Below are 13,394 nucleotides of genomic sequence, written 5' to 3' on the forward strand. Positions count from 1 at the left end.
CCGCCCGAAGCCAGTGACGGACAATATCGCCGTCCCGACCAGACGGAGCTACAACGTGTCCCTCCTCGGCTCCACCAATCACCCCTCGCAGCAGGGGATGGATGACAAAGCGGCCTCGGGCCGCTTTTTTCATGCCCGGGGTTTGGGCGTGAGAGAGCATTGCCCCCTCCCCGACCCTCCCCCGCTGACGCAGGGGAGGGGATAAAGGCGCCTACCCCCGCGCCCGCAGGTACGGCGTCATCCGCCACTCCGCGTAGCGGATCAGCCGCGAGGCGAGGAAGTTCAGCAGCAGGTAGATGCTGCCCGCCACGATGAAGATCTCGAACACCGCGAAGGTCTGCGCGATGAGCTTGCGGGCGATGCCGGTGATCTCCAGCAGCGTGATGGTGCTGGCGAGCGAGCTGGCCTTCACCATCAGGATCATCTCGTTGCCGTAGGCCGGCAGCATCTGGCGGATCGCCACCGGCATCACGATTCGCCGGAACAGCAGCGAGCGCGACATGCCGCAGGCCCGCGCCGCCTCGACCTGTCCCTGCGGCACCGACAGGATGGCGCCGCGCAGGATCTCGCTGGTGTAGGCGCCGGTGTTCAGCGTCAGCGCCAGAATCGCGCACCAGAAAGGCTCGCGCAGATAGACCCAGAGAAAGCTGCTGCGCACCGCCTCGAACTGGCCCATGCCGTAATAGATCAGGAAGATCTGCACCAGCAGCGGCGTGCCGCGGAACACGAACACATAGGCCGCCATCAGCCGCTCGGTCACGCGGTTGCCGTAGAGCCGCAGAAGCGCCACGCCAAAGGCGACCGCCGCCCCGAACAGCAAGGCCAGCCCGACCAGTTGCAGGGTCACCGGGACGCCGCGCAGCAGGGTGGGCACGCTGTCCCACATCAGTTCCCAGTTCACCGGTCAGGCCCTCCGCACGCCACGGTTCGCGTAGCGCTCCGCCCGCTCGAACGCCGCCGTGGAGACGGTGGTGAGCAGGAGGTACAGCACCGCCGCGGTGGTGTAGAACAGGAACGGCTGGCGGGTGGACCCCGCCGCCACATGCGACACGCGCATGATCTCGGCCAGCGCCGTCACGGAGATCAGCGCCGTGTCCTTCAAGGTGAGCTGCCACACGTTGCCCAGCCCCGGCAGCGCGTAGCGCAGGGTCTGCGGCACCAGGATGCGGCGCAGGATCAGCCAGCGCGACATGCCGCAGGCGCGCGCCGCCTCGATCTGGCCGTGGGGCACGGCCTGGACCGCACCGCGGATCACCTCGGTCGAATAGGCGCCGGAAATCAGGCCGACCGCCAGCACGCCGATGGAGAAGGCGTTCAGCTCGATGTAGCCGTCGTAGCCGAAGACCCGGCCCACGGCCATGACCATGCCGCCGCCGCCGAAGAACAGCAGATAAATGACCAGCAGTTCCGGAACGCCGCGGACGACGGTGGTGTAGACCTCCGCCACGCCGTTGAGGGCGAAGCTGCGGCTGAGCTTCGCCGACGCGCCGAGCGAACCGAAGACGAGGCCGAGGGCGAAGGCCGACACCGACACGGCGACCGTCATCGCCGCGCCGCCGAGAAGCTGGCCGCCCCACCCGTTCGGGCCGAAGGAGAGAAGTTCGAACATGGGCTCCGAACCGGGTTCCCCTCTCCCCCGGGCGGAGGAGAGGGGGCATCCCTTTCAGTGGTGGCCTTTACTTGATGGAGATGTCGTAGCCGAAGTGCTGGGTGCTCAGCTTCGCGATGGTGCCGTCCTGGTTGGCCTCGGCGATGGCCTTGTTGAACAGCTCCTTCAGGTCGCCGTCGGCCTTGCGCAGGCCGACGCCCACGCCCTTGCCCAGCACGCCGCGCGAGAAGGCCGGGCCGAACAGGGTCATGTTCTTGCCGGCGTCCGCCTCCAGGATGGCGCCCACCGCCGAACGGTCGCCGAAGATGGCGTCCACGCGGCCCGCGGCCATGTCGATGCCGGCGTTGTCCAGCTTGTCGTAGGTGCGGACCGACACCTGCGGCAGAAGCTTCTCCATGAAGTTCGCCTGGATGGTGGAGGTCTGCACGCCCACCGTCTTGCCCTTCAGCGCGTCGGCCAGGGCGGCGATGGCGGCCTTCGGGTCGTCCTTGGACAGGTCGTAACGCTCGCCGGGGAAGGTCGCCTTGGCCAGCGGCGAGGACTTCAGGGTGCCGAACATCGACGGCTCGGTGCCGTAGGGGCCGGCGAAGGTGATGACCTTCTCACGCTCCTCGGTGATCGACATCGCCGCCATGATGGCGTCGTACTTGCCCTGCTGGATCGCCGGGATCATGCCGTCCCAATCCTGGGCGACGATCTCGCACTCGGCCTTGATCCTCTTGCAGAGTTCCAGGGCGAGGTCCGGCTCGAAGCCGACCAGCTTGCCCGACGGGTCCGTCGCGTTCCAGGGGGCGTAGGCGCCCTCGGTGGCGATGCGGATTTTCTTCCATTCCTTGGCCTCGGCGGCGGTGCCGGCAACCGCCACGATGGCGCCGAGCGCCAGCGCCGCAACGATCTTCTTCACGGGAAAACCTCCTCTGTTCTGATGCCCTTATGGATGGCTCTTATGCTCGGGCAGGCTTTGAGGTTTACGGTTTTACAGCGCCAGTCAAGGGAATTGAACGGTCGGCGGGCGATCAGCCGCCGTTCGACAGATGGCGCGACAGGAACTGTCGCACGCGCTCCGATTCCGGATTGACCAGAACCCGGTCGGGCGGTCCCTGTTCCTCGATCCGGCCCTGGTGAAGGAACACCACCTCCGACGCGACCTCGCGGGCGAAGCCCATCTCGTGCGTCACGAGAATCATGGTGTTGCCCTCCTCGGCGAGCTGGCGGATGACCAGCAGCACCTCGCCCACCAGTTCGGGGTCGAGCGCGGAGGTCGGCTCGTCGAACAGCATCACCTTGGGCTGCATGGCCAGCGCGCGGGCGATCGCGGCGCGCTGCTGCTGCCCGCCGGAGAGCTGCACCGGGTAGGATTCGGCCTTGGCCAGGATGCCCACCTTGTCCAGCAGCTTGCGCGCGCGGTCCACCGCCTCCGCCTTCGGGACGCCCAGCACATGGACCGGCGCCTCGATGACGTTTTCCAGGATGGTCATGTGGGTCCACAGGTTGAAGCTCTGGAACACCATGCCCAGCCGGGTGCGGATGCGGTCCACCTGCCGGGAATCGGCGGGGACGGTCTGGCCGCCGCGGGTCTTCTTCAGGCCGATGGACTCGCCGCCGATGACGATCCGCCCCTCGTCCGGGATCTCCAGCATGTTGATGCAGCGGAGCAGCGTGCTCTTGCCGGAGCCGGAAGAGCCGATCAGCGTGATGACGTCGCCTTCGCGCGCCGTCAGGGACACGCCCTTCAGCACCTCCAGCGGGCCGAAACGCTTGTGGACATTCTCGACGAGGACGGCTTCGGGGGCGTTGGGATTCGTGGGCGGGTGTCGGTGCATGCGGGGATTTGCCGGCGGGAAACGGTCTGGACCGGCCAACCATGGACGGTGCCGCTAGGCTAGACCGCCGGACCATCTCCCGCAACGCGGATTTTGCAGGCCCCGGAGCAACCGCGCGGCGGCAGGACGAGGCCGGTTTTTCACCACAGCATCAGCACGATCACCTGCGGCGCCAGGATGCGCAGGAACATGACCAGCGGGTAGACCGTGGCATAGGCCAGGGCCGGCGCCTCCGACGTGCTCATCGCGTTGGCGAAGGCGAGCGCGGGCGGGTCCGTCATGCTGCCGGACAGGAGGCCGCAGATCGTCAGGTAGTTCTGCCGGGCGAAGACCCGCGCGACGAAGCCGACGACCAGCAGCGGGATCAGCGTCACCAGCACGCCGCAGCCGATCCACAGCAGCCCGTCGCCGTGCACCAGAGTCTCCACGAAGCGGTCGCCGGACATCAGCCCGACCACCGCCAGGAACATCACGATCCCGATCTCACGCAGGGCCATGTTGGCGGCGGGCGGCATGAACCAGACCAGCGGCCCGATGTGCCCGATGCGCGCCAGCAGGATCGCCACCACCAGCGGCCCGCCGGCCAGCCCCAGCTTCAGCGGCGCCGGCATGCCGGGAATGTAGAAGGGGATGGAGCCGAGCAGAACGCCCAGCAGGATGCCGATGAAGACCGGCACGAACTCCACCTGCTGGAGCCGCCGCGCCGAGTTGCCCATCAGGGAGGCCACCCGCTGCAGGTCCGCCGGCTTGCCGATGGCGGTCAGGATGTCGCCGAACTGGAGGTGCAGGGCCGGGCTGGGCACCAGCTCCACGCCCGCGCGGTTCACCCGGCTGACCACCACGTCGTAGGCGTCGGCGAGGTTGAGCTGGCCGATGGCCTTGCCCAGGACATGCTCGTTGGTGACGACCAGCCGGTCCCAGCGCATGTCGGTGCCCTTGGTGGTCAGTGTCACCTCCGCGGCCTCGCCCAGCAGCCGCTTCACCGCCTCCAGCCTGGCGCGCGGCCCGACCAGATGCACCACGTCGCCGGCCTGCAGGCAGGTGTCGGGGTGCGGCACCTGGAGCCGCCCCTCGCGCAGCAGGCGCGACACCATCACCCCATGATCGCCGAACAATTGCATGTCGCGCAGCGGCAGCCCCATGGCCGTCCGGTTCCGCACGGCGACGTCCAGCGTCTCCAGGGTCTCCACCTGGGCCCGCCGTTTGCGCTCGAACGCGTCGGCCTCCGCCGCCGGGTCGATGCGGAAGACGAGGCGGATCAGCCCCATGGTGATGAGGATGCCGACGATGCCGAAGGGGTAGGCGACGGCGTAGCCGAGGCTGGGCGTGTTGATCTCCGCCGCCGAGGCCCCGACCTCGCGCAGCATCTCCTGCGCGGCGCCCAGCGACGGGGTGTTGGTGACGGCGCCGGAGAAGATGCCCAGCACCGCCGGCAGCGGCACCCCGCCGATCTCGTGGATCGCCACCGCCACCAGCACCCCCAGCCCGACCAGCGAGGCCGCCAGCAGGTTCAGCGTCAGGCCCGACTTCTTCAACGCGGCGAAGAAGCCGGGGCCGACCTGCACGCCGATGGTGTAGACGAACAGGATCAGCCCGAACTCCCGCATGAAATGCAGGACGTGATGGTCGAAGGTCAGGCCCAGCCCCTTGGCGACGTGCCCCGCGGCAATGCCGGCGAACAGCACGCCGCCGATGCCCAGCCCCACCCCGCGCACCTTGACCTGCCCCAGCGCCAGCCCCGCCGCCGCGACCACGCTGAGCATCAGCATGATGCGGGCGATGTCGGGCAGGCCGTTGAACAGCTCGATCAGCACGGTCATGGAAGGCACCCGGTCCGGTTGAGCCCCGATGGGCGAAGGTTGCTATGAATGCCCGGTCCGCTCCGCTTGGGCAATGCCCTGAAGTGGAAGGGGGCATCCGTCGGATCAAAATTTCGCCACTTTCTGGCCCTAGACAGGACGAAGCCGCAAGGCATGCCGTGACGCATGGTCATGTTGGGCCGGAACCGTGAACCCCCGCGGGCCGGCCCCCCTAAGCGACGATCAGGGCGCCCGATCACGGCGCCCCCAGCCAGGCCCCGGCTGGATCGGCGGCCATCGCAAGAACCCCCTTGCGATGGCCGTTTCTTTTTAAGGGGCCGTTTCTTTTTGGCACCCGGACGGGCTGTGCTATAGCTCCCCCCGCCCCGCCCACAGCAACGAGCCCGCCCGCCGCCATGCCCGAATCCGCCGGTTCCGTTTTCGCCGGTTCCGCGCTGACCTGCCTGCGTGGCGACCGGCTGGTCTTCACCGGGCTGGACTTCCGGATCGCGCCGGGGGAGGCGCTGTTCCTGCTCGGCCCCAACGGCAGCGGCAAGTCCAGCCTGCTGCGCGTCATGGCCGGGCTGCTGAAGCCGATCCGCGGCCGGCTGTCCTGGGACGACGTGCCGGTGTCCGACGACCCGGACGCCCACCGGGGCCGCATCCACTATGTCGGCCATCTCGACGCGGTGAAGCCGGTGCTGAGCGCGGTGGAGAACCTGACCTTCTGGGCCACGCTGGGCGGTGCCGCCGACCCGCGGGACAGCGCGCTGAGGGCGCTGGACCGGCTGGGCGTGCCGCACATCGCCAACGTGCCGGGGCGCTACCTGTCGGCGGGGCAGAAGCGGCGGCTGAATCTGGCCCGCATCATCGCGGCCCCCGCCGCCCTGTGGCTGCTCGACGAGCCGACCGTGGCGCTCGACCGCGCGGCCATCGCCCTGTTCGAGGAGATCATCGCGGAGCACCGGGCCGGCGGCGGCATGGTCGCCGTGTCCACCCATGTGGACATCGCCATGCCCGGCGCCCGCAACCTGCATCTGGACGACTTCACCCCGGTCCTCCACGGCGAGGACGACGATCTTACGGACGAGGAGGACGCGGCATGACCCGCTTCCTGCGCCTGATCGGGCGCGACCTGCGGCTGGCGCTGCGCCAGGGGTCGGACGCCACCATCGCCGTGATGTTCTTCGTGCTGTGCGTGGTGCTGTTCCCCTTCGGCGTCGGGCCGGAGCCGAACATCCTGGCCCGCATCGCCGCCGGGGTGATCTGGGTCGCCGCCCTGCTGGCCTCGCTGCTGTCGCTGGAGCGGCTGTTCCAGAACGATTACGAGGACGGCTCGCTGGAGTTGCTGTCGCTGTCCACCCTGCCGATGGAGGCGGTGGTGCTGGCGAAGACGCTGGCGCACTGGCTGGTGACGGGGGTTCCGCTGATCGCCGCGGCGCCGCTGCTGGCGCTGCTGCTGAACATGGACGCGGAGGGGTTCGGCGTGCTGGTGCTGACCCTGCTGGTCGGCACGCCGATCCTCAGCCTGATCGGCAGCATCGGCGCCGCGCTGACGCTGGGCGCCCGGCGCGGCGGCGTGCTGCTGTCGCTGCTGATCCTGCCGCTCTACATCCCCGTGCTGATCTTCGGGGCCGGGGCCATCGACGCCGCCCTGAACGGCCTGACCCCGCGCCCGCATCTGCTGCTGCTGGGCGGGCTTCTGGCCGGCGCCCTGCCGCTCGCCCCCTGGGCCAGCGCCGCCGCCCTGCGTCAGGCGGTGGAGTAGGTCCAGGATTCTCGGCGTACAACAGGGTCTTCACGGATTTCACGGATTTTTCCATGCGTGCCCAGCGCGCGGCCGCTCGATCAGCAAGGGCTGAGCAAGCGCACAGAAAATCCGTGTCATCCGTGCGTAAATCCGTGGAATCCGTGTAAACCCTGTTGCCTGCCGGGAATCCCGCCGTCCACACCGACCCGCGGACTTTTTTGCCCATCCCACACCAACGTAGCATGGAAAGACCGCGTCAACCCGTCGTACCGTCACTGCGGCAGGCCGCCGCACCGTCCTGAAAACGCCATGGTGTGCCGCCATGTTTCCTGACCAAGATCAAGGCGAAACCCCTCGCGCTGGGGCATCACTGCGCTTATATCGTCCGGAGCACGACCAGAGGCCCATAGGTCCTATGCATCGCTTTGCAAATCCTGCCCGTTTCCAGCGCCTGTCGGCGGTGGTCCTGCCCTGGACGGCGGGGGCGACCGTGATCCTGCTGATCGTCGGGCTCTACATCTCGCTGATCGGGTCGCCGCGCGACTATCAGCAGGGCGACACCGTGCGGATCATGTACATCCATGTCCCCGCCGCCTGGATGAGCCTGTTCGTCTACGTCAACATGGCGATCGCCGCGGCCTGCGGGCTGGTGTGGAAGCACCCTCTGGCCGACCTGTTCGCCAAGGCCGCCGCCCCGGTCGGCGCCGGCTTCACCTTCATCTGCCTCGTCACCGGTTCGCTGTGGGGCGCGCCGATGTGGGGGACGTGGTGGGTGTGGGACGCGCGGCTGACCAGCGTGCTGATCCTGTTCTTCCTCTATCTGGGCTACATGGCGCTGGTGAACGCCTTCGACGACCCGCAGCGCGGGACGCGGGCGGGCAACGTGCTGCTTCTCGTCGGCATCGTGAACGTGCCGATCATCAAATTCTCGGTGGACTGGTGGAACACCCTGCACCAGCCGGCCAGCGTCATCCGCATGGGCGGACCGAGCATCGACGGGTCCATGCTGGTCCCGCTGCTGGTCATGGCGCTGGGCTTCACCACCTATTTCGTCACGGTGGTCCTGCTGCGCCTGCGGGCGGAGATCGTGCAGCGCAAGATCCAGACCATGCGCCTGTCCGAGGCGCAGGGCTGAGACACGGGCTGGGCACGGGGCACTGGCTGGGCCGGAGGCAAGGATGGCAGAGTTTTTCGCGATGGGCGGCTACGCCGCGTATGTCTGGTCGTCCTACGCGCTGGCGGCGCTGGTGATGGTCGGCCTGCTGGCCGCCACGCTGAAGGCGCTGCGCGGCGCCGAGACGACCCTGAAGGCGCTGGAAGGCAGCCGCCCGCCGCGGCGGCGGCGCCAGCAGCGCAACGGAGCCGCGGCGTCGCCCGCGGCGGAGGTTGGTGAAGGATGACCCGCAAGAAACGGCGCCTCTACATGCTGGGCCTCGCCCTGCTGGGCCTTGGCGCGGCCACCGCCCTGACGCTGACGGCGTTCGAGGACAACATCGTCTTCTTCTTCAGCCCGACGCAGTTGCAGACCCAGGACATCGGCGACCGCAACTTCCGCCTGGGCGGCCTGGTCGAGGAAGGCAGCGTGAGCAAGCTGCCCGACGGGGTGACGACGCGGTTCCGCGTCACCGACACGGTGCACACCGTCGCCGTCACCTACCGCGGCCAGCTTCCCGACCTGTTCCGCGAGGGGCAGGGCGTGATCACGGAAGGCCGCATGATCAATGGCGTCTTCCAGGCGCGCGAGGTGCTGGCCAAGCACGACGAGAACTACATGCCGCCGGAAGTCGCCGACGCGCTGAAGGAAGCCGAGCACTTCAAGGCGAATTCGAAGGATCAGAAGCCCAGCTCGTGACGTCGGCGGCTTTCTGACCCCTCTTCATCATTCCGTTTCAAGGGAGCATCGGGCCCGTGATTCCCGAACTCGGCCATTACGCGCTGGTGCTGGCGCTGTTCGTGGCGCTGGTGCAGTCCGGCGTTCCCCTGGTCGGCGCCGCCACCGGCAACGCCGCCTGGATGGGCGTCGCCCGCCCCGCCGCCCTCGCCCAGATGCTGCTGGTGCTGGTCGCCTACGGCGCCCTGACCTGGGCGCATGTGGTGTCGGACTTCAGCGTGTCGAACGTGGTCGCCAACAGCCACTCGATGAAGCCGATGCTCTACAAGGTGTCGGGCGTGTGGGGGAACCACGAAGGCTCGATGATGCTGTGGGTCGTCATGCTGACGGCGTTCGGCGCGGCGGTCGGCGTCTTCGGGCGCAACCTGCCGCCCTCGCTGAAGGCCCGCGTCATCGCGGTCCAGGGCATGATCGGCGTCGGCTTCCTGCTGTTCATCCTGATCACCTCCAACCCCTTCACCCGCGTGGTTCCGGCGCCGCTCGACGGCAACGACCTGAACCCGCTGCTCCAGGACCCCGGCCTCGCCTTCCACCCGCCCTTCCTCTACGCGGGCTATGTCGGCTTCTCCATCGCCTTCTCCTTCGCGGTCGCCGCCCTGATCGAGGGGCGCGTGGACCCGGCCTGGGCGCGCTGGGTGCGGCCCTGGACGCTGGCCGCCTGGTCCACCCTGACCGCCGGCATCGCGCTCGGCTCCTGGTGGGCCTATTACGAGCTGGGCTGGGGCGGCTGGTGGTACTGGGACCCGGTGGAGAACGCCTCCTTCATGCCCTGGCTGGCCGGCACCGCGCTGCTGCACTCCGCCATCGTGGTGGAGAAGCGCGACGCGCTGAAGACCTGGACCATCCTGCTGGCGATCATCACCTTCTCGCTGTCGCTGATGGGCACCTTCCTGGTGCGCTCGGGCATCCTGACCTCGGTGCACGCCTTCGCGGTGGACCCGGCGCGCGGCGTCTTCATCCTGGTGCTGCTGGCCATCGCCACCGGCGGCTCGCTGCTGCTCTATTCCGTGCGGGCGCCCAGCCTGAAGACCGGCGGCCTGTTCGCCCCGGTCAGCCGCGAAGGCTCGCTGGTGCTGAACAACCTGCTGCTGTCCACCGGGACGGCGACGGTCTTCATCGGCACGCTCTACCCGCTGTTCCTCGACGTGCTGAACCTGGGCAAGGTGTCGGTCGGCCCGCCCTTCTTCAACGCCACCTTCATCCCGGTCGCCATCCCGATGGTGGTCGCCATGGTGGTCGGCCCCTTCCTGGCCTGGAAGCGCGGCGACCTGCTGGGCGCGCTTACCCGGCTGTGGTCGGCGGGGGTGGCGACCGTGGCCTGCGTGGCCGTCGCCGCCTACGTCACCAACGGCGGCGGGCCGCTGCTGGCGCTGGTCGGGGTCGCCCTGGCCGCCTGGGCCTTCTTCGGCTCGCTGGCCGAGTTCGCGGAGCGCATCCGCCTGTTCCGCATCCCCGTGAAGGACAGCTGGAACCGCGCGGTCAACCTGCCGCGCAGCGCCTGGGGCATGACCATCGCCCACGCCTCCATGGGCATCGCCATCGCCGGCATGACCGGCACTTCGGCGTGGCAGAGCGAGACCATCCAGGCGATGAAGCCGGGCGACAACGCCACGGTCGGCGCCTACGCCGTGCATTTCGACCGCGTCGGCACCATGCAGGGGCCGAACTACAGCGCCGAGCAGGGCGTCTTCACCGTCACCCGCGACGGCCGGCACATCGCCACCCTGACGCCGCAGCGCCGCAGCTACCCGGTCACCCGCATGACGACGACCGAGGCGGCGATTCACACCACATGGCTGTCCGACGTCTATGTGGCGCTGGGCGACCCGACGCAGAACGGCACGGCCTGGACCGTGCGGCTGTACCACCACCCGCTGGTGCCGTGGATCTGGATCGGCTCGCTGGGGATGATGCTGGGCGGGCTGGTCAGCCTGTCCGACCGCCGCTTCCGCGTCGGCGCCCCGGAACGCCGGAGCGCCGCCAAGGGCACGCTTCAGCCCGCCGAATAAGCCAGCCCGCCGAGCAAGGACAAGCCTACGATGCGCCGCCTGATCTACCTGTTGCCGCTGCTGCTGTTCGTCGGTGTCGGCGTGGCCTTCCTGCGGGGGTTCGACCGCGACCCCCGCGACATCCCCTCCGCCCTGATCGACAAGCCGGCGCCGGACTTCTCGCTGCCGCCGCTGCCGGGCTACAAGGAAGGGCTGTCCAACGCGACGCTGAAGGGCGACGTCACGCTGGTGAACGTCTTCGCTTCCTGGTGCATCCCCTGCAAGGCGGAACACCCGATCATCACCCGGCTGGCCCGCGAGCAGGGCGTGACGGTGCGCGGCATCAACCACAAGGACAAGGCGGAGGACGCCATCGCCTGGCTGAAGCGCAACGGCGATCCCTACGCCAGCATCGGCGTGGATCTGGACGGGCGGGTGTCCATCGACTGGGGCGTCTACGGCGTGCCGGAAACCTTCCTGCTCGACCGCCAGGGCCGCATCCGCTTCAAGCATGTCGGCCCCCTGACCCCGCAGGTGGTGGACGAGCAGATCCTGCCCATGGTCAAGCATCTGAGGAGCGCGTCGTGAGAGCCCTCCTTCTCGCCGCCCTGCTCGCCCTGACCCCGGTCGCCGCGTCCGCCGTCCAGCCCGACGAGGTGCTGAAGGACCCGGCGCTGGAAGGCCGCGCGCGGGAGATCAGCAAGGATCTGCGCTGCCTCGTCTGCCAGAACCAGTCGATCGACGACTCCAACGCCCCGCTCGCCCGCGACCTGCGCGTGCTGGTGCGCGAGCGGCTGACCGCCGGCGACAGCAACGAGCAGGTGCTCGGCTTCGTCACCGACCGCTACGGCGACTATGTGCTGCTGCGCCCGCCCTTCAAGGCGACGACGCTGTTCCTGTGGATCGGCCCCTTCGTGATCCTGGCCATCGGCGGCGTCGTCACCGCCCTGTACCTGCGCGGGCGCAAGGGCGCTACCGTTGTTGCGGGCGGCGACACCGCCCCGCTGACCGAGGACGAGCGGCGGCGCCTGGACGCCCTGCTCCGCAAGGACAAAGCCTGATGCTGTTCTGGATCGTCGCCGCCGCGATGACGGCGGGCGTGGTGCTGCTGATCGTGCCGCCGCTGCTGAAGAAGCCCCGCGGAGCCGCCGAGGACCGCGCCGACTACGACCTGGAGGTCTACCGCGACCAGTTGGGCGAGCTGGAGCGCGACCAGGGCCGCGGCCTGATCAGCGAGGCGCAGGCCGCCGCCGCCCGCGCCGAGATCGGGCGCCGCATGCTGGCCATCGCCGGCCACGGAAAGAGCGGGGCCAAGGCCGCCGCTCCCGCCGGCGCCCCGCGCAGCGCGATTCTGCTGGCCGGGCTGCTGGCCGTCCTGCTGCCGCTCGGCGCGCTGGCCGTCTATGGCAAGCTGGGCCGCCCGGAGCTGCCGGCCCAGCCGCTGGCTTCCCGCAACCTGGACCATGAGCGCGGCGGGCCGCCGAAGAACGTGCTGGCGGCGATGGACAAGCTGAAGGCCCAGCTTGCCGAGACCCCGAACGACCCGCAGGGCTGGGCCATCCTCGGCCAGGCCTACGCCAAGATGGGCCGCCTGCCGGACGCCGCGGAGGCGCTGGGCAAGGCGGTGGCCCTGGCCGGGGACGATCTGGAGCTTCTGGGCGCCTATGGCGAGGTCCTGATTTCGGCCAACGGCGGCACCGTTCCGGACGAGGCGCGCAAGACCTTCGACGCCGTGCTGGCGAAGGACCCGAAGGAGCCGCGCGCCCGCTTCTACGCCGCGCTGGCCCGTTTCCAGGCCGGCGACACCAAGGACGCGCTGGAGCGCTGGCGGTCCCTGCTGGCCGAATCCCACGCCGACGCCCCCTGGGTGCCGGTGGTGCGGACGCAGATCGAGCAGGCGGCCAGGGCGCTGAACCTCGACCCGGCCACGGTGACGCCGGAGCCCCTGCCGGCGGAGCAGCCGCCGGTCGCCCAGAACCAGGGGCAGAACCAGGGGCAGAACCAGGGGCAGGGTCAAGGTGAAGGCGAAGACCAGCAGCAGATGATCCGCGGCATGGTCGACGGGCTGGCCGCCCGGCTGGAGGCCAACCCGGACGACGTGGACGGTTGGCTGCGGCTGTCGCGCTCCTACGGCGTGATGGGCGAGCCGGCGAAGGCCATCGACGCCGCCCGCAAGGCGCGGGAGCGGGCGCCCAAGCGGCCCGACGTGCTGGTCGCCTACGCCTCCGCCCTGCTGTCGGCGGAACCGCGGTCGAGCAAGCCCGGCCCGATGCCGGAGGAGGCCGTCGCCGCGCTCCGTCAGGCGCTGGAGGGCGAACCGGAGAACCGCGACGCGCTCTGGCTGCTCGGCCTGAACGCCGCCGGCGTCGGCAGGACCGCGGAGGCCACCGACCTGTGGACCCGCCTGCTGGCCCAGTTCAAGCCGGAGGAACCGGAATACACGCTGATCCGCGCGCGCCTCGATTCGCTGAAGGCCGGCGGCTGAGCCCCGTCCGAATGCCCCTTGCACCCCGGCGCGCGCGAAGGGCAGGATA

The 13,394-nt window shown here is 69.4% G+C and carries 14 protein-coding genes; 9 read left to right on the top strand and 5 right to left on the bottom strand.

Going from position 1 to position 13,394, the window contains the following annotated elements:
* Window positions 1-211: 211 nt before the first annotated feature.
* The 5 genes from QSG27_RS13125 to QSG27_RS13145 form a co-directional block, all read right to left on the bottom strand.
* On the bottom strand, window positions 212-901 hold the full coding sequence (locus tag QSG27_RS13125) for an ABC transporter permease (protein ID WP_306706813.1): 690 nt from the start codon (window positions 899-901) through the stop codon (window positions 212-214).
* 3 nt (window positions 902-904) lie between these two features.
* Window positions 905-1,609, bottom strand: coding sequence for an ABC transporter permease (locus QSG27_RS13130; RefSeq protein WP_306706815.1), 705 nt, complete (start codon window positions 1,607-1,609; stop codon window positions 905-907).
* A 67-nt stretch (window positions 1,610-1,676) separates the two neighbouring features.
* The gene (locus QSG27_RS13135; RefSeq protein ID WP_306706817.1) at window positions 1,677-2,513 is read right to left on the bottom strand and encodes a transporter substrate-binding domain-containing protein; all 837 of its coding nucleotides are present in this window, start codon (window positions 2,511-2,513) and stop codon (window positions 1,677-1,679) included.
* A 112-nt stretch (window positions 2,514-2,625) separates the two neighbouring features.
* Complete coding sequence (locus QSG27_RS13140) at window positions 2,626-3,432, bottom strand: ABC transporter ATP-binding protein (RefSeq protein WP_306706819.1); 807 nt, start codon at window positions 3,430-3,432, stop codon at window positions 2,626-2,628.
* A gap of 140 nt (window positions 3,433-3,572) precedes the next feature.
* Window positions 3,573-5,252 (bottom strand): putative transporter, encoded by a 1,680-nt coding sequence (locus QSG27_RS13145; protein ID WP_306706821.1) that lies wholly within the window; start codon window positions 5,250-5,252, stop codon window positions 3,573-3,575.
* Between the two features lie 395 nt (window positions 5,253-5,647).
* Here QSG27_RS13145 and ccmA point away from each other — a divergent pair, with 395 nt between their 5' ends.
* The 9 genes from ccmA to ccmI all read left to right on the top strand — a co-directional run bounded on the left by ccmA (window position 5,648) and on the right by ccmI (window position 13,345).
* Window positions 5,648-6,337, top strand: a complete 690-nt coding sequence (gene ccmA, locus QSG27_RS13150; RefSeq protein ID WP_306706823.1) for a heme ABC exporter ATP-binding protein CcmA — start codon at window positions 5,648-5,650, stop codon at window positions 6,335-6,337.
* On the top strand, window positions 6,334-6,999 hold the full coding sequence (gene ccmB / locus QSG27_RS13155) for a heme exporter protein CcmB (protein WP_306706825.1): 666 nt from the start codon (window positions 6,334-6,336) through the stop codon (window positions 6,997-6,999). Before ccmA ends, ccmB begins: the two co-directional genes overlap by 4 nt.
* A gap of 397 nt (window positions 7,000-7,396) precedes the next feature.
* A complete protein-coding gene (locus QSG27_RS13160; protein WP_306706827.1) occupies window positions 7,397-8,116 on the top strand; it encodes a heme ABC transporter permease in 720 nt (239 codons plus the stop codon).
* Window positions 8,117-8,159: 43 nt separating this feature from the next.
* Complete coding sequence (gene ccmD / locus QSG27_RS13165) at window positions 8,160-8,381, top strand: heme exporter protein CcmD (RefSeq protein WP_306706829.1); 222 nt, start codon at window positions 8,160-8,162, stop codon at window positions 8,379-8,381.
* The gene (gene ccmE, locus QSG27_RS13170; protein ID WP_306706831.1) at window positions 8,378-8,833 is read left to right on the top strand and encodes a cytochrome c maturation protein CcmE; all 456 of its coding nucleotides are present in this window, start codon (window positions 8,378-8,380) and stop codon (window positions 8,831-8,833) included. Before ccmD ends, ccmE begins: the two co-directional genes overlap by 4 nt.
* A 56-nt stretch (window positions 8,834-8,889) precedes the next feature.
* Complete coding sequence (locus tag QSG27_RS13175; protein ID WP_306706832.1) at window positions 8,890-10,881, top strand: heme lyase CcmF/NrfE family subunit; 1,992 nt, start codon at window positions 8,890-8,892, stop codon at window positions 10,879-10,881.
* Window positions 10,882-10,911: 30 nt separating this feature from the next.
* Window positions 10,912-11,448 (top strand): DsbE family thiol:disulfide interchange protein, encoded by a 537-nt coding sequence (locus tag QSG27_RS13180; protein WP_306706833.1) that lies wholly within the window; start codon window positions 10,912-10,914, stop codon window positions 11,446-11,448.
* Entirely contained in the window at window positions 11,445-11,921 is a 477-nt protein-coding gene (locus QSG27_RS13185; RefSeq protein ID WP_306706836.1) for a cytochrome c-type biogenesis protein, read from the top strand. The genes QSG27_RS13180 and QSG27_RS13185 overlap by 4 nt, the downstream gene beginning before the upstream one ends.
* Window positions 11,921-13,345, top strand: a complete 1,425-nt coding sequence (gene ccmI, locus QSG27_RS13190) for a c-type cytochrome biogenesis protein CcmI (protein ID WP_306706838.1) — start codon at window positions 11,921-11,923, stop codon at window positions 13,343-13,345. The genes QSG27_RS13185 and ccmI overlap by 1 nt, the downstream gene beginning before the upstream one ends.
* The last annotated feature ends 49 nt before the right edge of the window (window positions 13,346-13,394 follow it).

Origin of the sequence: Azospirillum isscasi, assembly GCF_030849505.1 — a bacterium.
In the GTDB taxonomy this organism is placed as follows: Bacteria; Pseudomonadota; Alphaproteobacteria; order Azospirillales; family Azospirillaceae; genus Azospirillum; species Azospirillum isscasi.

Excerpts from the sequence above, each read along its gene's own strand:
- QSG27_RS13130 (WP_306706815.1), bottom strand. The coding sequence starts at position 1,609 with ATGTTCGAACTTCTCTCCTTCGGCCCGAACGGGTGGGGCGGCCAGCTT.
- QSG27_RS13140 (WP_306706819.1), bottom strand. The coding sequence starts at position 3,432 with ATGCACCGACACCCGCCCACGAATCCCAACGCCCCCGAAGCCGTCCTC.
- QSG27_RS13145 (WP_306706821.1), bottom strand. The coding sequence starts at position 5,252 with ATGACCGTGCTGATCGAGCTGTTCAACGGCCTGCCCGACATCGCCCGC.
- ccmA (WP_306706823.1), top strand. The coding sequence starts at position 5,648 with ATGCCCGAATCCGCCGGTTCCGTTTTCGCCGGTTCCGCGCTGACCTGC.
- ccmB (WP_306706825.1), top strand. The coding sequence starts at position 6,334 with ATGACCCGCTTCCTGCGCCTGATCGGGCGCGACCTGCGGCTGGCGCTG.
- QSG27_RS13160 (WP_306706827.1), top strand. The coding sequence starts at position 7,397 with ATGCATCGCTTTGCAAATCCTGCCCGTTTCCAGCGCCTGTCGGCGGTG.
- ccmD (WP_306706829.1), top strand. The coding sequence starts at position 8,160 with ATGGCAGAGTTTTTCGCGATGGGCGGCTACGCCGCGTATGTCTGGTCG.
- ccmE (WP_306706831.1), top strand. The coding sequence starts at position 8,378 with ATGACCCGCAAGAAACGGCGCCTCTACATGCTGGGCCTCGCCCTGCTG.
- QSG27_RS13180 (WP_306706833.1), top strand. The coding sequence starts at position 10,912 with ATGCGCCGCCTGATCTACCTGTTGCCGCTGCTGCTGTTCGTCGGTGTC.
- ccmI (WP_306706838.1), top strand. The coding sequence starts at position 11,921 with ATGCTGTTCTGGATCGTCGCCGCCGCGATGACGGCGGGCGTGGTGCTG.